This is a genomic window from Streptacidiphilus sp. EB129 (assembly GCF_041262645.1).
In the GTDB taxonomy this organism is placed as follows: Bacteria; Actinomycetota; Actinomycetes; order Streptomycetales; family Streptomycetaceae; genus Streptacidiphilus.
In genome coordinates this window covers 1-19,046 of sequence record NZ_JBGCCS010000069.1, presented here as the reverse complement: position 1 = coordinate 19,046, position 19,046 = coordinate 1, and the positions used below count along the sequence as shown (strand labels likewise).

The following is a 19,046-nucleotide window of genomic DNA, read 5'->3' as shown; positions in this document are numbered from 1 at the left end:
TCGACCTCGACCGAGACCGCCTCGGGCAGCTCCTCCGCGGAGGCCTCAGGCCCAACCTCGGCGAACTCCTCGACCGCCGCCACCGGCTCGACCTCAGCCGAGACCGCCTCGGGCAGTTCCTCCGCCTCAACCTCAAGCGAGACCTCGGGCGCGACCTCGGCAACGGCCTCGGGCAGCGCCTCCAGCTTCGCCTCGGGCGGCGCCTCGGCTTCGGGTGAGACCTCGGCAACCGCCTCGGGCAGCTCCTCCGGAGCCTCCTCCGCGTCACCCTCGACCGCCGTCTCGACCGCCGTCTCGGCGGGCACCTCGGCTGCGACCTCAGCGGACGCCTCGGGCAGTGCCTCGACCGCCGCGACCTGGGCCTCCTCCGCCTCAGGCGACTCCTCGGGCAGCGCTTCCGCCTCCGGGGCCGGTACGGCCGCGTCGGCTGCTGCGGGGGCGGCCTGGGCGGGGATCTCGGCGCCCGCGGGCTGCTGCGGGGCCGCGGTGGTGACCGGGGCTGCGGCCGCGCGGGGGGCGGGGACGAGGTCGGGCGCCTCGTCGGAGAGCAGCAGGCGGTCGCAGGCGGCGGCCACCGCCTCCGCGTCGGCCTGCTGTTCCGTCAGGTCCCGCAGCAGCTCACCGAAGCCCTGTGCCTCGATGCTCTCGCGTGCGGCACGGAGCGTGGGCAGGCGGAACAGGGTGCCCTCGTCCGCGGCGAGACGGTCGACCAGGTCCGCCAGCTCGTCGAACGTCAGCGTCGCCAGCTCACGGTCGGCGAGCAGCCGGCCGAGCTCGCGCAGCCCCGCCTCCATGGCGTCCACGCTCTGCACGGCCGTGTCGAGCAGCGTGCCGTCCTGCGGCAGTGCCGGAACCACGGAGCGGGCGTCAGATCCCGCGCGAGCGGCCCATTCGGTGCGCTCGGCCAGCGCGGACCGCAGGGCCTCGTGCAGGTCGGCGCGTCGGGTCGGCCTCGACACGGCCAGGCGCCGGGCAGCGCGGCCCAGGGTGAACCGACGTCCCCAGGACAGCGTCACCCCTTCCTGGCGCCGGCGGTCGGCAGGCGCGGTCGCGGCGACCAGGGTGGCCAGCTCGTCCGCAGCGTAGGCGGCCGGGCTGAGCGTGACGAGCGTCGCGCGCACCCGGAGCAGCAGCGACACCGCCTCGGTGACGGCCGCGACGGTGGTCAGTTCGCCGCCGAGCGTGGTCTCGGCGGACAGCCGCGCCGCGAGGGCACGGGTGGCGGGGAGGTCGCGTGCGCGCAGCTCGGCGAGGACCGTCGAGGCGGCGCGGGCCTCTTCCGGCCCGGCCACGGCGTCGACGGCCGCGTACCAGGCGTGGGTGTCGGCGGACAAGGTGAAGCCACCGGCAGCGGCGTAGCCGAGCAGGTCCGTGCGAATGCCTGACTGGGAGTCATCCGTCGGCTCCGGCGCCGGAGCCGGGGACGTGGTGGCGGTTCTGGTCGGGTGGAGTGCGGTCATAGGAAGTCCGATTCGTGGCAGGGGGGACTGCGGCGCCGGGGCCGGCGAATGCACAGCAGGCAACACTGCTGTCGGACGCATCCTGCCTGACGGACTGCCCGGCTCCGGGTGAACGCCAACGATACGGGTGCGCCATGTCACCCGGTCACCCGGATCGGCGCTTGTGAAGCGTCCCTCTGGGGGACGGTGAACGATCACCGGGTTCGGTGGTCGGGGCTCCACCGGACGAATCCACACGTACTGTCAGCCCGGCACCCCCGTAGCGGGGCTGCCAGCACGCGATCCGTCCGGGCAGAGCCCCGACCACTCAGTCCCTCGTCGGCCGAGCGGCCTGCGTCGCGGGAACCGCGGCACAGGGCGGCCGAGTGCCGTTCGGCCCTCCCCCCGGAGGGCCGACCGGCGTTCACCTCGGGACATCCCCGTACAACTGTGCGGCAGCCGAACAGCGGCTTTGACCATCCGAGGCCGCTATGAGACACCCGCTGCCGTCTCAGCGCTGTGACCAGCGGTTTGAGACACCGCACCGGCCCATTTGGGAGACGTTCACCGAAGGGCCCTCCCCCACCGCGGCCTCGCGAGGCCCGCCGCGACCGGGCGCGGCCGGAACCCCGGCGGTAAAATTCACGGCATGGGTGAGCGACCAGTCGCGCCCGGCGCGCCACAGCTCCTGCTGGAGACCGACGGCGACTCGCAGCTCATCAGCCCGAGCCGCTCCTACCAGGTCGGTCGGGACCCGGTCAGCGACATCGTCTTCGACGACCCCCGGGTCTCCTGGCACCACGCGGTCCTGCACGTCGGCGACGGCCACTGGATGCTCGACGACACCGGCAGCACCAACGGGACGTACAGCAACGGCCGTCTGGTGCGGCACCTCGACGTCGGGCCCGGCAGCGTGGTGCGGTTCGGCAACCCCGCCGACGGCCCGCGGGCCGCGCTCAGCCTGCTGCCGGTCCGGGCGCCCGGAACCCCCGCGCCGTCCCCGTCCGCGCTGACCGCCATCACCGGCTCGTTCCGGCAGCCGACCACGGTCCGCAGGCTCGCGGAGCGGACCGTCAGGATCGGCCGCGCCCCGGGCAACGACCTGGTCGTGGACGACCTCGCGGTCTCCCGGTACCACGCCGAGCTGCGCACCACCGAGGACGGCGGCTACGCGATCGTCGATCTGCAGAGCCACAACGGCACCTACCTCAACGGCGCGCCGGTCATCTACTCCCTGGTCGGCCCCGGCGACCTGATCGGCATCGGCCACTCCGTGTTCTGCCTGGTCGGCGACGAGCTGCAGGAGTTCGTCGACGACGGCCTGGTCTCGCTGGACGTCCAGGGCCTGGTGGTCCGGGTCGGCGACGGACGGACGCTGCTGGACCGGGTCTCCTTCCCGGTCGGGGAGAAGTGCCTGCTCGCGGTGGCCGGTCCCAGCGGTGCCGGGAAGTCCACCCTGCTCAACGCGCTGACCGGGCTGCGGCCCGCCGACGAGGGCACCGTCAGCTACGACGGCCGCGACCTCTACCGGGACTACGCCGAGCTGCGCCAGCGGATCGGCCTGGTCCCGCAGGACGACATCCTGCACACCCAGCTGACCGTGCGCCGCGCCCTGGGCTACGCCGCCGAGCTGCGCTTCCCGGACGACACCGCCGAGTCGGAACGCCGGGCCCGGGTCGAGGAGGTGATCGCCGAGCTTGGCCTCGGCCCGCGCGCGGACCAGGTCATCTCCAGTCTCTCCGGCGGCCAGCGCAAGCGGGTCAGCGTCGCGCTGGAGCTGCTCACCAAGCCCTCCCTGCTGTTCCTGGACGAGCCGACCTCCGGTCTCGACCCCGGCATGGACCGCTCCGTCATGCACATGCTCCGTGCGCTGGCCGACGACGGCCGGACCGTCATCGTGGTCACCCACAGTGTGCTCAGCCTGGACGTCTGCGACCGGCTGCTGCTGCTCGCCCCCGGCGGGAAGATCGCCTACTACGGTCCCCCCGGCGAGACCCTCGACTTCGTCGGCTTCGGCGAGTGGCCGGAGGCCTTCGAGGCCTTCGAGCAGGACACCGCCCGGGACTGGGCGGGCCAGTACCGCGAGTCGGCTGCCTACCGCCGCTACATCGCCGGCGCCATGAGCCGGCCCGGACAGCCCGGCGCCTCCGTCCGCCCCACCGTCCCGCCGCCGAAGGCGCAGAGCTGGGGATCGCAGCTCGGCACCCTGGTCCGGCGCTACGCCGCCGCGCTCGCGGCCGACCGCACCTTCCTGGCCATCATGATCGCGCTGCCGTTCGTCATGGGCGCCATGACGCACGCGCTGGCCGGTCGCCGTCTCGACCAGAACTCCGCACTGAACGCGCTGCTCATCCTGTGCGTCGGCGGCGTGCTCACCGGCGCGGCCAACGCGGTCCGCGAACTCGTCAAGGAACGCGTCATCTACCAGCGGGAACGCGCCGTCGGTCTGTCCCGCTCGGCCTACCTCTGCTCGAAGGTGGTGGTGCTGGGGACGGTGACGGTGGTTCAGGCGGTCGTGCTCACCATGGTCGGGCTGGTCGGGGTGACGCTGCGGCCCCAGGGCGGCGGCGGGGTCTTCCTGCCGCCGCTGGTGGAGATCACCCTGGCCGTCGCGCTGCTGTCGTTCACCGCGATGATGCTGGGCCTGCTGATCTCCGCGCTGGTGCGCAAGGAGGAGGTCACCATGCCGCTGCTGGTGCTGCTGGCCATCGTGCAGGTGGTCTTCTGCGGGGCGCTGCTGCGGCTGAACGGCGTCCCCGGGCTGCAGCAGCTGTCCTGGCTGGTCCCGGCGCGGTGGGCGCTCGGGGCGATGGCCGGCACCATCGGCCTGCACCAGATCGTTCCCGGCACCCTCACCGGCGACCCGCTGTTCGCCCACAGTGCCCGGATCTGGCTGCTCGACATGGGCATGCTGGTGGTGCTCAGCTGCGTGCTGGGACTGCTGGTCGCCCGGCTGCTGCGCAGGCACGAGCCGGCCATCATGCGCCGGTAGCCCCCGGCAGGCCGCACCGACGGAGAGGGCCGCCCGATGAACCCCTGGGAGTTCCAGCCCACGCACGTGGCACCACCGGAAGGCCTGGCGACCTGGGCCGCGCCGGAGCCGTCGCAGCCCACGGCCGCGCTCGACCCGCTGCTGCCGGTACTGGTGGACGAGCGGCGCGGCGACTGGGCCAGGGTGGTCTGCGCCAACGGCTGGACCGCCTGGGTGGACGGCCGCAGGCTGGTCACCCTCCCGCGCAGCCCCGCCGCGACCTCGCAGCCGCTCACCGTGACGGCCGACCCGCGCCCGCTGCTGGCCCGGCTCGAACAGGCGCTGGCCGGATACCGGGAGCTGGTCGACGACCTGGCCGCCGGACGGCTGGACCTGCAGTCATTCCACCGCCGGGCCGCCGGGTTCCGGCTCGGCGCCGTCGTCGACGGTACCTCCGCCTGGCTGCTCGATCTGGAACGGGACTGCTGGTACTACTGCGACGGCGCCGCGCTCCAGCCCTACGCCACGGTCGAGGTGCCCCCGGGCGCAGCGGAGCCGGTCGCGGGGGAGCCGGGCGGTACGGGCGAGCCGAGTCGCGGGGCGGGTGAACCGGGATGACCGCTACGCCGTCCGAGATGACCGGGCGTCGGATCGCCGGCTACCGCCTGGAACGGGAGATCGGCCGGGGTGGCATGGCCGTCGTCTACCTGGCCGAGGACCTCGCTCTGGGCCGGAAGGTCGCGGTCAAACTGCTGGCCCCGGAACTCGCCCGCAACGACGTCTTCCGCGAGCGGTTCACCCACGAGTCCAGGGCCGCGGCCGCCATCGACCACCCGCACATCGTCCCGGTCTTCGAGGCCGGGGAGGCGGAGGGTGTCCTCTACATCGCCATGCGTTACGTGCAGGGGCTCGACCTGCGGGCCCTGCTGGACCGGAAGGGCCCGCTGTCGCTGCGCCAGACCTGCCGCATCGCCGGGCAGGTGGCCTCCGCGCTGGACGCGGCGCACGCCCACGACCTGGTCCACCGGGACGTGAAGCCCGGCAACATCCTGGTCGCCGAGGGCACCGACAGCGACCACCCGGAGCACGTCTACCTCACCGACTTCGGGCTGACCAAGAAGTCGCTCTCGCTGACCGGGTTCACCACCATGGGCCAGTTCGTCGGCACGGTCGACTACGTCGCGCCGGAGCAGATCTCCGGCCTGCCGGTGGACGGCCGCTGCGACACCTACAGCCTGGGCTGCGTGGTCTTCGAGGCCCTCACCGGAGCCCCCCCGTTCCGGACGGAGGAGGACTTCGCCCAGCTCTGGGCGCATCTGCACGAACCGGTGCCCGCGGTCTCCGGGCGTCGGGAGGGGCTTCCGCCGACACTGGACCCGGTGCTGGCCAAGGCCCTCGCCAAGTCCCCCGAGGACCGCTACCCGAGCTGCCTCGCCTTCGTCTCCGCACTGCGCGACGCGCCGGCGGACGCGCGTACGCCCACCCGGATCGTCCACGCCGTCCCCCCGCCAGAACTGGACCCGCCGTCCCGGCCACCGCTGCCGCCGGCCTGGGCCCTGCCCGTCTTCGCGACCGGGCCCGGCGACCGGACCTGACCCGGCGGCCGCACCCCGCGCCCTGCTCAGGGCTGGTCGTCGTCGTCCGCGCTGCGGTGACGGCGCTGGACGACCCAGCCGACCAGCAGCCCGGCGACGGCCCCCCACAGCGCGCCGAGGGCGACGGTCCGGAGCAGGTCCGGCTGGAGGTACAGCGAGCCGCCGATCGGGATCCCACCGCCGGAGCCGCCGGAGCCTCCGCCTCCCCCGAGCAGCCCGGCCAGGCCGCTGACGTCGCCGACCCCGAGCAGCGACAGCCCGTACGCGGCGGAGATCCGGCTGGCCAGGCCCACCAGCAGCAGGGTCACCGCCAGCGCCGCACCCGTCCGTAGCGCGTACTGCCAGGGGCGGGGACGGGAGTGGGCGCGGACGGCGGCCACCGTGCAGGCCGCCAGCACCAGCACCGCGGCCACGACCGGCAGCCACCACACCCGGCCGTCGCGCTGAGCCAGCGAACCCAGGTCGAGGGTGGTGTCGGCGCTGCGCGAGGTCTGCAGCACCTCGGAGAGGATCTTCGGCATCGGCAGCCCGATGCTGCCGCTCAGATGGCCGTGCCAGGAGCCGCCGAGGCCGATGCCCAGGGCCATCCAGGCCAGGTTCGGGACGGCGAGGCACACCACCGCGAAGGTCGCCCGGGTGTCGCCGCGGGTGAGGGCGGTGATGACGCCGGCGACCACGCCCAGCAGCGCGTAGCCGAGCAGCAGCGCGAGCATCGCCCCGGCGGCGGGCTGGACCGACTGCCGCAGCCGCAGCAGTCCGTTCGGCAGCGGCGCGCGGTGGGAGACCGTGAAGGCCAGCACCAGCACGATCGCCAGCCACAGCAGTCCCCAGCCGACGGCGGCGGGCAGGCTCACCTGGAATCCCACCGTCGGGGTCACCCCGATGGCGGCACCGATCTGGTCGGACAGGCTGTTGCCGGTGGAGATGGTGAAGCTGTGCCGGGCCTGCCAGGCCAGCAGCAGCACCACCGCCACCCACAGCACCGCCGTCCGGGCGACCGCGCCCAGCAGTTCCCCGCCTCGGGCCGCGGCGCGGAACCGCAGCGGACGCAGGAAGCAGACCCCGGCCACCAGGGCGCCGACCAGGCTCACCGACAGCGGCAGCGCGGAGATCCCGGCCGCGGCCTGGGCCAGGAAACCGGCCCCGCCGACCAGGTCGACCGGGACGCCGAGGGCCATCAGCACGGTCGCCGCGAGCACCGGACCGAAGGCCCCGGCGGGCAGCGAGCCGGCCTGCGCCAGCCACAGTCCCAGGGCCGCGGTGGCTGCCATGGCGGCCACCGTCGCCACCACCGTGGCCAGTGCGGCCGCCCAGCTCTGCAGCATCCCGGGCCGCGTTCCGGGACCATCGCGGTGCTGCACGCCGGCTCCTGTCGCAGTGGGGACCCGGCAGCGGATCCATGCCGACCGGCCGTCTTCAGCTTCGGCCAGGCCGTGGTGATCGGCGAGCCGGACGCGCCGCCCGGGCGAACCGGCAGGGGCCGCGTGGCCGGCCGGGACGGGTGGAGACGGCCGGGCTACAAGGGCGGCCGGGCGGGTGGACACGGCCGGGACGGTGGTGGCTGCGGTTGCGGGCGGTCGCGATGCGGCGCAAACAATGGACCTGCGGCCAGAGGAGGCGACGCCAGTGAGTTCCCAACCGCCCTTTGATCCACCGTCGGATCCGCGACGGCCATCCGGGCCGACCTCGGGCGGCGGGTCGGTGCCACCGACCGGGCCACCGTCGGGGCCGCTGTCCGGACCGTCGTCCAGTCCGCCGGCCTCGGGGCAGACGCCCCAGCCCTCCGGGGCCGGGCAGGGTCCGGCCCCGGAGTCACAGCCGCCGACGCAGGTGTCCGGTCCGCCCGCGCCGCCAGGGGGCGGACGGCAGATGTCAGCGGCCTCCGCCGACCGTCCGCGGGTGCCCTGGTGGCGTCATTCCGGGCGGATCGCCCTCATCACGGGCGCCGCCGCGCTCGCGGCCGCACTCGTGCTGGTGCTGACGGACCGTTCGCCGAAGCCGGCGACCACCAACGCGCAGAACGTCGCGCTGCAGACCAACGATTCGGCCGGGCCCGATCCCTTCACCCCCACCACCGTCGCCCATTCGGCCTCCCCCTCCGCGGCAACCAGCGCACCGAGGTCGAACACGCCGGTCGCCACCGGGTCCCGTACCTACATGGGCTCCACCGAGGGCCTCTACGGCGGGACCGAACAGCTGTCCAGCTGCGATGTCGCCCAGCTTTCCGCCTTCCTGGCCGGGCATGCGGACAAGGCGGCGGCCTGGGCCACGGTGGAGGGGATCCATCCCTCCGAGATCAACGCATACCTGGGCACGCTGACGCCGGTGGTGCTCCGCATGGACACCCGGGTCACCAACCACGGGTTCGCCCACGGCGCCGCGACCAGCTTCCAGTCCGTGCTGCAGGGCGGGACGGCGGTGCTGATCGACGGCCACGGTCTGCCCCGCGTGCGGTGCGCCTGTGGCAACCCGCTGCTGACACCGCTGATCAACGGCTCGACGGCGAACTTCACCGGAACCGGCTGGTCGTCCTTCCAGCCCGGCAATGTGATCATCGTCCTGCCTGCGGTCACTCAGGTGACCGTGATCGTGCTCTTCGACGTGACCAACGGGACCTGGTTCGGCCGACCTGCAGGCAGCCACGGCGACGCCGACCACCAGGTACCGCCGCCCCCGCCGCCGACCCCGCTGCCCAGCGCCTCGACGCTGACCTCCGGCTCGCCGTCGACGTCGACGTCCAGCTCGAAGTCCGGCTCCCCGACTGCCACTCCGTCGACTGCGACGCCGTCGACCTCCGCCTCGACGGCCTCGCCGTCCTCCTCCACAGCATCGACCTCGGCGTCGATCTCCGCCTCCACGGCGGCGACGGCGTCAACGGCCTCCACGTCGTCCAGCGCTTCGTCCGCCTCGTCGGAGTCGTCCACCTCCACACAGACCGGATCATCCTCCCTCTCCACGGGATCGACCCTTCCCCCACTCGGCCTGAGCATCCATCCGCTCAGCCCCCTGCCCTGACCGCGACGTAGCGCGGCCCTCCGGGCACGGCGTTGGTGACGCCGCCCGGACGGCCGCGCTCGTCCGCGCCGTGTTCGGGGCCGGGTCCGGCGCGCGACCGGTTCCGACGGTCCGACACGAGACGGCGCCATCTCCGACAGTCGCACTAATTACGGGCATATCAGCACATACTGTGCCTCGCGGACATGACACCACGTCATGGCATCCGAGAGAGGACAGTGAATGAAACGCATGACCTTCGCCGCCGGAGCGTCGCTCGCCCTGGCCAGCCTGATCATCAGTGCGGCACCCGCTAATGCCCACACCCCAAACGACCACTCCATCTCCGTCTGCAGCGGAACGCTGACCAGCCCGGGCGTGCTCGCCGGCACCTACAAGGGCGATGTCGTGGTCAAGGGCTTCTGCGCCGTCAACGGCGGCGCGGCCGTGGTGAAGGGCGACCTCAGAATCGCCCCCGGCGGCGGACTCAACGCCACTTTCGCACTCAATGACGTGGCCGGCAGCGGCACCTCCAGCCTGCGGGTGAAGGGGAACCTCCTGGTCGGCAGGAACGCCGTCCTGGCGATGGGCTGCCTGCCGCAGCACTCCCCCTGCTCGGACGACCCGAACGCGGGGACCGGCGGCACCCTCACCGGCGTGAACCGCGTCGACGGCGACCTGATCGCCGCCAACGCGCTTGCGGTGATCGTGCACGCCAGCACGATCCACGGCGACGTCACCCAGGCCGGGGGCGGCGGCGGCCTCGACTGCTCGGTACCGACCAGCGGCATCTTCTCGCTGCTGAAGTCGCCCGTGTTCAGCGACTACGAGGACAACACCATCGGTGGCGACCTCCGCATCACCCGGCTGCGCACCTGCTGGCTCGGCGCGCTGCGTGACAACGTGCACGGCGACCTCCTGGACGTGCGGAACAAGATGGCCGACCCGGACGCGGACGAGGTCCACAGCAACGTCGTGCACGGCAGCATCAGCTGCCAGGCCAACTCCCCCGTCGTCCAGTTCGGGGACGCCGCGAACGGCACGCCGAACCAGGTGTTCGACAACGCCACCGGCGAGTGCAGCTTCACCACACTGAAGCACAACCCGGCCGGGGACCCGACCGCGACTCCGCCGATCCCGCCCGGCCCGCTGACGCCGATCTCGGTGCGGGCCTGATCCGACAGGGTCCATCCGGGGAGCGGCGGGGTCGTCGGAGAACCCCGCCGCCCCCCGCCGCCGTCCCTCCCTGTTCGGGCGGCGCGACGAATCATGCGCACCGTGCGAACAGTGCGGGCTGTGCGGAACCAGTGAGACGGTCTGTGCAGAACCGGTGAGACGGTCTGGCGAAGTCTTTGACTGTACGTCATCATGACGTTGTCCCCACGCCCCGTGGTGACGCTATGCGGGCGCCTGCCGCCCCCGAGGATCCGTGCAACCGGCCAGACCTGCCGCTCCACCGGCATGGCCACCGTCACCCCCCACTACCTGCACGGAAGGGCTCCCCGCCGATGTCACGCATTCTCAGTGCCATATCCTCGCGCCCGGCCAAGACCGCGGTTCTCGCCGCGACCTCCTCGCTCGCCCTGGTCGCCGGGGTGTTCGCGGGCGGAGGCCTGGCCCAGGCCCAGCCGACTGCGGCACCGGCCTCGTCGGCCGGACACGCCTACCGCCACGGCCTGGTGCCCATGTTCAACCCGGCCACGGGCAAGGCCCTCGCGGCCCCGAACGCCACCACCAACTCCGCCGCGGACCTGAACTACGGCGGCGGCATCGACGGCATCGGCGTGACCACCGGAGCGCCCAAGGTCTACGTGATCTACTGGGGCACCCAGTGGGGCAAGGCCACCACCACCAACGGCCTGGTCCACCTCGCCGGCGACAAGAGCGGGATGGCCCCCGACCAGCAGTCCTTCTTCAAGGGCCTGGGCAGCGGCGGCGAGACCTGGTCCGGCGTCATGACCCAGTACTGCCAAGGTGTCGCGACCGGCTCGCAGTCCTGCCCGTCGAGCGCCGCCCATGTGGGCCACCCGGGCACCACCGGCGCGCTGGCGGGTGTCTGGGAAGACACCTCCGCCGTGCCGCACGCGGCCAGCGGCCACCAGATCGCCCTGGAGGCGATCAAGGCCGCCAAGCACTTCGCCAACACCACCGCGGCGAAGAACCGCAACGCCCAGTACGTGATCACCTTCCCGACCGGCACCGACCCGGACAACTACCAGAGCCAGGGCTTCTGCGCCTGGCACGACTACAACGGCGACACCACCCTGTCCGGCGGCGCCGCCACCTCGCCCTACGGCGACATCGCGTTCACCAACATGCCGTACCTGACGGACGCCGGCGCCAGCTGCGGCCAGGGCTTCGTCAACTCCCCCGGCACCCTGGACGGCGTGACCATCGTCGGCGGCCACGAGTACGCCGAGACGATCACCGACCAGAACCCGGCCGGCGGCTGGACCGACGCCAACGGCTCGGAGAACGGCGACCTCTGCGCCTGGATCCAGTCGGGCCAGGGCGCCTCGCAGAACATCACCACCGGCACCGGCAAGTTCGCGGTCCAGTCGACCTGGGCCAACGACTTCAACAACGGCGCGGGCGGCTGCGAGGTCTCGCACCCGATCGTCTGAGCCCCGATCGGCTGAGCCCGTTGACCAGCTGAGCCAGGCCCCTTTCCCGCCGCACGCGCGGCAGGAAAGGGGCCTTCCGCATGTATCGGACCTTCTTCGCGCATCGGGGCAGACACACGCTCAATACGGAACCCTTGCCATCTATTCACTGGACATGTGTCTAGTCAGTGGTCCCGCGAAACACTAGTCTGGCGCACCCGACCGGCGACTGAACCCCCACCCTCACGCCGGTCCACGAAGCGCAAGGATTCCCCCTCGATGTCATCGTCGTTCCAGCCGCACCGCCATCGCGCGTCCGGCGCGTCGGCCCCACCCGACGCGCCGGTCCCGGTCCACACCACCGAGCTCGGCGCGCTGCGCCGGTCCACCCTCCGGCTGTCGCGCGGCTTCGCGGTGGCCAACGCCGCCTGCTTCGCCGTCACCGTGCTGCTCGCCGTCACCGCCTCGGGGCTGCTCGGTACGCAGGTGTTCGGACAGGTGAACCTCGGCATGGTGCTCGCGCTGGGCCAGGGCGTGCTGCTGCTGTGGACGGCGGCCCACTTCGACCGCCGCTCGGCCAGGATCTGCGACCCGGTCGCCGACGAGCTTCTCGCCCGCCACGAGGCCGGAACCAGCTACGAGCGAGCCGGCCACGACCGACAGGGGTACGACCGGCCGGGGTACGAACGGCCCGGCTACGAACGGCCGGGGTACGAACGAGCCGCCTACGACCGCGCGGGCTTCGAGCGCGGCGGCTACGACGGGACGGTGACGCGATGAACCCCGCCGTCGTCGGTTCGGGCACCCAGACCGCCGTCATCATCGCCTTCCTGGTCTTCATCGGCGTGTCCCTGCTGCTGTGCGCGCTGGTCGGCCCCGAGGGCGACAGCGTCGCCGACTTCTACACCGCCAACCGCACGCTGACGCCGTTCCAGAACGGGCTGGCGCTCTCCGGCGACTACATCTCGGCGGCGACCATGCTCGGCACCACCGGCATCGTCGCGATGTCCGGCTACGACGGCTTCGCCCTCGCGTTCAGCACCGTGCTGGCACTGGGAGTCCTGCTCCTGCTGGCCCGGCCGCTGCGCAACGCCGGCCGCTACACCCTCGGCGACATCCTGGCGCTGCGCGCCGACGGTGCGGCACCCCGCATCGCCGCCGCCGTGGTGACCCTGGCCGTGTCGCTGCCCTTCCTGGTCGTCCAGCTGTCCGGCGCGGGCTCCGCGACCGCGCTGCTGCTCGGACTCACCAGCGCCGGGGCGCAGCAGTTCTGCACCGCACTGATCGGCGCGCTGATGATCTGCTACACCGTGCTGGGCGGGATGAAGGGCACCAGCCTGGTGCAGATCGTCAAGGTCGTGCTGACCCTGGGCACGGTGCTGACGGTGTCCATGGTGGTGCTGAACCACTTCCACTGGAACATCGACACGCTGCTCACTGCGGCGGCCCACGGCAGCGGCCAGGCCGGCGGCTACCTGCACCCCGGTGCGGAGTTCGGCAGCGGCGCCGAGGGGCGGCTCGACTTCATCGGCCTGCAGGTCGCCGTGGTCCTCGGGGCCGGCTGCATGCCGCACATGATCATGCGGGTGAACGCCGCACCGAACGGGACCGCGGCCCGGCGCTCCACCCGCTACGCGGTGGGGATGGTCGGCGCGTTCTGCCTGGCCGTCGCGGTGATCGGGCTCGGCGCCGCGGCGCTGGTCGGCGACCGGATGATCGGAGCGGTCAACCCCAACGGCCAGGCCGCGCTGCTGCTGCTCTCCTCCGGCCTGCTCGGCGGGACCGGCACGGCGGGAGGCGGCGCCCTGTTCACCGCGGTCGCCTGCGCGGTGTTCGTCACCGTGCTGGCCGTGGTGGCCGGCATCACCCTCGCGGCGGCCGCCGCACTGGCCCACGACCTGTCCGCGCACGCGGTCCGGCGCGGGCAGCTGTCGCAGGCGAAGGAGGTGCGGCTGGTGCGCTGGTCGGTGCTGGCCGTCGGGCTGGCCGGGATCACCATGGCCATGGCCGCGCAGGGCTACAACGTGCAGTTCCTGTCCTCGCTGGCGGTCGCGGTGGCCGCGTCCGCGGTGCTCCCGGCGCTGGTCTACAGCCTGTTCTGGAACCGCTACAACCGCACCGGGCTGCTCTGGACGGTCTACGGCGGCCTGATCACCACGGTCGGGCTCCAGCTCTTCTCGCCGACCGTCTCCGGCTCCCCGGTCGCCCTGTTCCCGCACCTGGACTTCCACTGGTTCCCGCTGCAGACCCCGGCCCTGATCTCGGTCCCGGCGGCGTTCCTGCTCGGCTGGATCGGCAGCCGCCGCGGACGCCACAAGGCGGCGGCGAGCGGCCCCGGCTTCAGCGCCGTCCAGTCCCGCATCCTCCTCGGCACCGACCCCGATCCCGCCAACCAACTCGCCGACGCCCACCGCCTCGGCCAGGTGCGCTGAAACCCGTTTCGAGCGGAGCCGCGGTGCCTCTACTGTGACGCGGTGATGACTCAGGTGATCGTTCTCAACGGTCGTTCCAGCTCAGGGAAGTCCGGGATCGTTCGGTGTCTGCAGGCGGTCCTGCCGGACCCGTGGCCGGCCCTCGGGGTCGACACTCTGGTTCAGGCGATGCCCGCGTCCATGCGGGCGTTGGATGCCGGGATCGAGTTCGCTCCGGACGGAGCGGTGATCGTCGGGCCGGAGTTCCGAGCGCTGGAAGCGGCGTGGATCGAGGGGGTCGCCGCGATGGCCCGTGCGGGCGCCCGGGTCGTCGTCGACGAGGTCTTCCTCGGCGGAGCGGACTCACAGCAGCGATGGCGGAAGGCTCTGGGCGAACTGCGGGTGCTGTGGGTCGGCGTCAGATGTGACGGAGCGGTTGCCGCAGGCCGCGAGGTCGCACGAGGCGATCGGGTCACCGGCATGGCCGCCTCCCAGGCGGATCTGGTCCACCAGGGCGTGGCCTACGACCTGGAGGTGGACACCACGCATACCGAGTCGATCGACTGCGCGCGGGCCATCGCACCACATGTCAACTGATCGACGGCCCGGTTGTCACACCTCCAGCTCGCCCCCAGAGAGCACCACAGGCCCCGCCGGTAGGTACCGGCGGGGCCCCTGCGCGCTTTGGGGCCTACAGACGGCTCCATCCCCGTTGCCGCCCAGTGCCAGCACGCGCCCGAGTGCGCCATCCAACCGATGCCCACGCCGCAGAAGCCCGGCTGAGTAGGCTGCGCACAGGTGAGAGGAGCCAGCCATGACCATGTGGGTCAACCCGAAGTACGCCAAGGTCGTCGAGGAGCTCCGCGCCGCCCGACAGCCGAACGCTGAGAAGCAGACAGCAGGTGTGCCGCCGAAGGTCCGTGGGTTCCTGATGTCAGGACCTGTTGCCGAGCGGCCCGACGGCCGGCGCTGACGGCGGGATCAGGCGCCCGTCGCCGGGGTGTCGGCTGTGGGGCCGGGGTGGCCGGATGCGGTGGTCTGGAGGGTGGCGTGCCAGTCGGAGGCCATCACGTCGAGGAGTTGGTCGCGGTCCGGGGTCCAGTTGCGCTGGACCACCGTGTCCATGGCGACCTGGTGCAGCTGGCGGACCAGGAGCTGCAGCCGGAGCTGCGCCTGGGCCCGGGCGGCGTCGCCCGGGGTGCGTTCCAGGTACCCGGACATCGTGGAGACCAGGCGCTCGATCGAGGCGGAGCGCCGTTCGGCGACGGTGCGCTCGACCGCGCCGGCCTCGTTGAGGGCGGCCAGCAGCCGGGCGTGGGACTCGTACCAGCCCAGCGCCTCGTCCATCCAGCGGCGAAGCCGGGCCGGGGAGCCGATGGCCGCGTCGAGCGCCGCGTACCAGCCGCGCTCGGACGGGGTGACGTCCTCCACCAGGGCTGCCACCGCCTCCGCCTTCGAACGGAAGTGCAGGTAGAAGGTGGCGCGGCTGGTGCCGGCCCGGTTGGCGATACCGTCCACGGTGGCCGCCGCGTAGTCGGACTCCTCCAGGACGGCCCGGACCGTCGCCAGCAGTCGCCGGCGGGTCAGCTCGCGGTACTCGGCGCGCAGCGACGGCGGCCGGTCGCCGCGCGGGTCCGGCCCGGCCGCGGAGGCGGGCGACGAAGCAGAGGTCACCGGCCCACCCTATCCCGGCACTGCGGCGGCCTTCCGGTGTCACGGTCGGTGCCGCAGTGCCGGGAGGGAATGCGGAGAACGGTCATCCGGGTCCGCTCCGTACTCGTAGAATCGGCGGATGAGCGCTCCGGATCTCCCCGACACCACCCCGGCAGCCGACGACGCGGCGGACGCCGTGGACACCCCTGACGCTGCGAACGCCGCAGACGACTGGGACACCACAGACGCGGAGCCCCCCGCAGACGACTGGGAGACACTGGACGCCTGGGACACCTGGGCCTCCCCGGATGCCGTCGACACCGCGGACGCCGCTGCTCACGTACGCACCGGGGCCGCCGGTGGCGCGGCGGACGCCACGGCGCCGGACGCCCTGGCGGTGCTGCGCCGGGTGTTCGGGTACGACGCCTTCCGGGGCAGCCAGCAGGAGATCGTCGAGCATGTGATCGGCGGCGGAGACGCGCTGGTGCTGATGCCGACCGGCGGCGGCAAGTCGCTCTGCTACCAGATCCCGGCGCTGGTGCGCCGGGGCGTCGGGGTGGTCATCTCCCCGCTGATCGCGCTGATGCAGGACCAGGTGGACGCGCTGCGGGCGCTCGGCGTGCGGGCCGGATTCCTGAACTCCTCGCAGAGCCTGGACGAACGGCGGCTGGTGGAGGCCGAGTTCGCGGCCGGTGAGCTGGACCTGCTCTACCTGGCCCCGGAACGCCTGAAGGTGGACGCGACCTTCCGGCTGCTGCAGCGCGGCAGGATCGCGCTGTTCGCCATCGACGAGGCGCACTGTGTCGCCCAGTGGGGCCACGACTTCCGGCCGGACTACCTCACCCTGTCGGCGCTGCACGAGCACTGGCCCGAGGTGCCCCGGATCGCGCTGACCGCGACCGCCACCGAGACCACCCACGCCGAGATCACCTCCCGGCTCGGCCTGCAGGACGCACGGCACTTTGTGGCCAGCTTCGACCGGCCCAACATCCAGTACCGGATCGCGCCCAAGGACGAGCCGCGCAAGCAGCTGCTGCACCTCCTGCGCACCGAGCATGCCGGCGACGCCGGAATCGTCTACTGCCTGTCCCGCGCCTCGGTCGAGAAGACCGCCGCCTTCCTGGTCGAGCGCGGCATCGACGCGCTGCCGTACCACGCCGGGCTGGACACCCGGGTGCGGGCCGAGAACCAGTCCCGGTTCCTGCGCGAGGACGGTCTGGTGATGGTCGCCACCATCGCCTTCGGCATGGGCATCGACAAGCCGGACGTGCGCTTCGTCGCCCACCTGGACCTGCCCAAGTCGGTCGAGGGCTACTACCAGGAGACCGGCAGGGCCGGCCGGGACGGGCTGCCCTCCACCGCCTGGCTCGCCTACGGCCTGCAGGACGTGGTCCAGCAGCGCAAGATGATCGAGACCTCGGAGGGCGACCAGGCACACCGCCGCCGGCTCTCCGCCCACGTGGACGCGATGCTCGCGCTGTGCGAGACGGTCGAGTGCCGCCGGGTCCAACTGCTGGCGTACTTCGGGCAGAAGAGCGATCCCTGCGGCAACTGCGACACCTGCCTGACCCCGCCGGAGTCCTGGGACGGCACCGTCGCCGCGCAGAAGTTCCTGTCCACCGTGGTACGGCTGAAGCGCGAGCGCGGGCAGAAGTTCGGCGCCACCCAGATCGGCGACATCCTGATGGGCCGGAAGACCGCCAAGGTCATCCAGTTCGACCATGACGGGCTGAGCGTGTTCGGCGTCGGCGCCGAGCTGTCGGAGGCCGAATGGCGTTCGGTGGCACGGCAGTTGCTCGCCCAGGGACTGATCGCGGTGGAGGGCGAGTACGGGACGCTGGTGCTCACCGAGGAGAGCGGCGAAGTGCTGGGCGGACGCCGCACGGTGGCGCTGCGGCGCGAGCCGGAGAAGCCCGCGCGCGCCGCGAAGGCGGCCAAGTCCGGTGGCGGCAGCGGCCGCAGGGCCGCGCCGGTGGACCTGCCCGCCGAACTGCTGCCGGTCTTCGAGAGCCTGCGCGCCTGGCGGGCCGCCGCCGCGAAGGAGCAGGGCGTGCCCGCGTACGTGGTGTTCCACGACGCCACGCTGCGCGAGATCGCCGCCGGCGCTCCCACCACCCTGGAGCAGCTGTCCGCCGTCAACGGCGTCGGTGAGAACAAGCTCGCCACCTACGGCCGGCAGATCCTCGATCTGCTCGCCGGCAGGGCGGACACGGAGGCGTGAGCGGGACGGCGGCGGCGTCCCCGCCGCCGGTGCGGCGAGAAGGTCGTCGTCCTACGGACCGCTTCGTGGACGGCGGACGCCGGGGCGACGCGCCGCGTTCGGCGGAGGGTGGCACCGGGAGCGGCCGCGGCGGTGTTGGCTGGTGGGCGGCACCAGCCCAACCCGTCCAGCCCCGCCCGTCCAGGAGAAGGAGCCCCCGATGACCATCGCCCCCGAGAAGCTGTCCGAGCCGGCCGTCCGGTCCCTCGTCGCCGCGATCAACTCCGGCGACCGCGAGGCGTTCATGGCCCTGCTGGCGCCGGGCGCGACCATGTCCGACGACGGCTCGGACCGCGACCTGCCGGAGTGGATCGACCGCGAGATCTTCTCCTGCCACGGCCACATCGAGGTCCAGTCGGAGTCGCAGGGCGGACACGCGCTGACCGCGACCTTCCGCAACGACACCTGGGGCGAGATGCGCACCGCGTGGAAGTTCACCGTCACCGACGGCCGGATCAGCCGCTTCGAGACCGGCCAGGCCTGACCCGCCGGGACCGACTGCGCACCTGGCAGTTGCCACTTCCACGAGGGCCGTTACCCGGGCCCTCACCCGGCCGTTGCACCGCGCATGGATCGTGATGACGCCGCCCCTGACGACCGACCCCTCGCCGACGAGGTGGTGTGGGCCTGGCTGACCGGCTGCCCCGTTCGGGGCGGCACGGTCAAGCAGCAACTGGTCGCGCTGAACCGGATGTTCCAGGACGGCGTGCTGACCCTGGCCGAGTTCGCTCAGGCCGAGGCCCGGCTGGCCTCCGGCGCGCCGCGCCGGCTCACCCGCTGCCGCCCCCGGCAGCGGCCGAAGTCCGCCTGACCGTCTCCCCCGGGTGACCGGGCGCCCCGCCCTGGCGTGCGCCCCCGATCCGGACGACGAGGCCGGACGACGAGGCCAGGCGATGACGCACGGGCGACGACGCACGGGGGCGGGCCCCTTCCCCCGAGCGAATCGGGGGAAGGGGCCCGCCGTACTACCGGTCTGACGTCAGGAGGCGTTCAGGGCCGTGTCGTCCACGACGAAGCTGGTCTGCGCTCCGGACTTCTCCACGCCGGTGAACTTGAGGGTCACGTTCTGGCCGGCGAAGGAGTTGAGGTTGAACGAGTACTGGTTGTACCCGTTGCCCGC

The 19,046-nt window shown here is 72.7% G+C and carries 15 protein-coding genes and 1 pseudogene; 13 read left to right on the top strand and 3 right to left on the bottom strand.

What is annotated here, in order from left to right; genetic code table 11:
* A pseudogene (locus ABH925_RS36465) lies at positions 1-1,460 on the bottom strand (hypothetical protein); the annotation flags it as partial.
* 628 nt (positions 1,461-2,088) lie between these two features.
* Between ABH925_RS36465 and ABH925_RS36460 the strand changes: the two are divergent.
* From ABH925_RS36460 to ABH925_RS36450, 3 genes are read left to right on the top strand one after another with little or no spacing between them, the layout of a single operon-like run.
* Positions 2,089-4,431, top strand: coding sequence for an FHA domain-containing protein (locus ABH925_RS36460; protein WP_370155698.1), 2,343 nt, complete (start codon positions 2,089-2,091; stop codon positions 4,429-4,431).
* Between the two features lie 36 nt (positions 4,432-4,467).
* The gene (locus ABH925_RS36455) at positions 4,468-5,028 is read left to right on the top strand and encodes a hypothetical protein (protein WP_370155695.1); all 561 of its coding nucleotides are present in this window, start codon (positions 4,468-4,470) and stop codon (positions 5,026-5,028) included.
* Positions 5,025-6,005, top strand: coding sequence for a serine/threonine-protein kinase (locus tag ABH925_RS36450; protein ID WP_370155692.1), 981 nt, complete (start codon positions 5,025-5,027; stop codon positions 6,003-6,005). The genes ABH925_RS36455 and ABH925_RS36450 overlap by 4 nt, the downstream gene beginning before the upstream one ends.
* Positions 6,006-6,031: 26 nt before the next feature.
* Here ABH925_RS36450 and ABH925_RS36445 read toward each other — a convergent pair whose 3' ends face one another.
* Positions 6,032-7,366 carry a streptophobe family protein gene (locus ABH925_RS36445; protein WP_370155689.1) on the bottom strand — a complete coding sequence of 445 codons (1,335 nt, stop codon included), beginning with the start codon at positions 7,364-7,366 and terminating at the stop codon, positions 6,032-6,034.
* A 508-nt stretch (positions 7,367-7,874) separates the two neighbouring features.
* On the opposite strand from ABH925_RS36445, the gene ABH925_RS36440 reads away from it, so the two are divergent.
* The 7 genes from ABH925_RS36440 to ABH925_RS36410 all read left to right on the top strand — a co-directional run bounded on the left by ABH925_RS36440 (position 7,875) and on the right by ABH925_RS36410 (position 14,986).
* Positions 7,875-9,020: a DUF6777 domain-containing protein gene (locus tag ABH925_RS36440; RefSeq protein ID WP_370155686.1), complete on the top strand. Its 1,146-nt coding sequence runs from the start codon at positions 7,875-7,877 to the stop codon at positions 9,018-9,020.
* A 222-nt stretch (positions 9,021-9,242) separates the two neighbouring features.
* A complete protein-coding gene (locus ABH925_RS36435) occupies positions 9,243-10,175 on the top strand; it encodes a hypothetical protein (RefSeq protein ID WP_370155683.1) in 933 nt (310 codons plus the stop codon).
* 332 nt (positions 10,176-10,507) lie between these two features.
* Positions 10,508-11,623, top strand: coding sequence for a hypothetical protein (locus ABH925_RS36430; protein ID WP_370155681.1), 1,116 nt, complete (start codon positions 10,508-10,510; stop codon positions 11,621-11,623).
* Positions 11,624-11,881: 258 nt separating this feature from the next.
* Positions 11,882-12,382, top strand: coding sequence for a DUF485 domain-containing protein (locus ABH925_RS36425; protein WP_370155678.1), 501 nt, complete (start codon positions 11,882-11,884; stop codon positions 12,380-12,382).
* Entirely contained in the window at positions 12,379-14,034 is a 1,656-nt protein-coding gene (locus ABH925_RS36420) for a cation acetate symporter (protein WP_370155676.1), read from the top strand. Before ABH925_RS36425 ends, ABH925_RS36420 begins: the two co-directional genes overlap by 4 nt.
* A gap of 45 nt (positions 14,035-14,079) precedes the next feature.
* The gene (gene cpt / locus ABH925_RS36415) at positions 14,080-14,610 is read left to right on the top strand and encodes a chloramphenicol phosphotransferase CPT (protein WP_370155701.1); all 531 of its coding nucleotides are present in this window, start codon (positions 14,080-14,082) and stop codon (positions 14,608-14,610) included.
* A gap of 217 nt (positions 14,611-14,827) precedes the next feature.
* Positions 14,828-14,986 carry a hypothetical protein gene (locus ABH925_RS36410; protein WP_370155674.1) on the top strand — a complete coding sequence of 53 codons (159 nt, stop codon included), beginning with the start codon at positions 14,828-14,830 and terminating at the stop codon, positions 14,984-14,986.
* 8 nt (positions 14,987-14,994) lie between these two features.
* Here ABH925_RS36410 and ABH925_RS36405 read toward each other — a convergent pair whose 3' ends face one another.
* Entirely contained in the window at positions 14,995-15,687 is a 693-nt protein-coding gene (locus ABH925_RS36405) for a TetR/AcrR family transcriptional regulator (RefSeq protein WP_370155672.1), read from the bottom strand.
* Between the two features lie 118 nt (positions 15,688-15,805).
* On the opposite strand from ABH925_RS36405, the gene recQ reads away from it, so the two are divergent.
* From recQ to ABH925_RS36390, 3 genes are all read left to right on the top strand, one after another.
* On the top strand, positions 15,806-17,887 hold the full coding sequence (gene recQ / locus ABH925_RS36400) for a DNA helicase RecQ (RefSeq protein ID WP_370155670.1): 2,082 nt from the start codon (positions 15,806-15,808) through the stop codon (positions 17,885-17,887).
* A 199-nt stretch (positions 17,888-18,086) separates the two neighbouring features.
* A complete protein-coding gene (locus tag ABH925_RS36395; protein WP_370155668.1) occupies positions 18,087-18,410 on the top strand; it encodes a nuclear transport factor 2 family protein in 324 nt (107 codons plus the stop codon).
* 84 nt (positions 18,411-18,494) lie between these two features.
* Positions 18,495-18,737: a hypothetical protein gene (locus tag ABH925_RS36390; RefSeq protein ID WP_370155666.1), complete on the top strand. Its 243-nt coding sequence runs from the start codon at positions 18,495-18,497 to the stop codon at positions 18,735-18,737.
* Positions 18,738-19,046 lie beyond the last annotated feature (309 nt).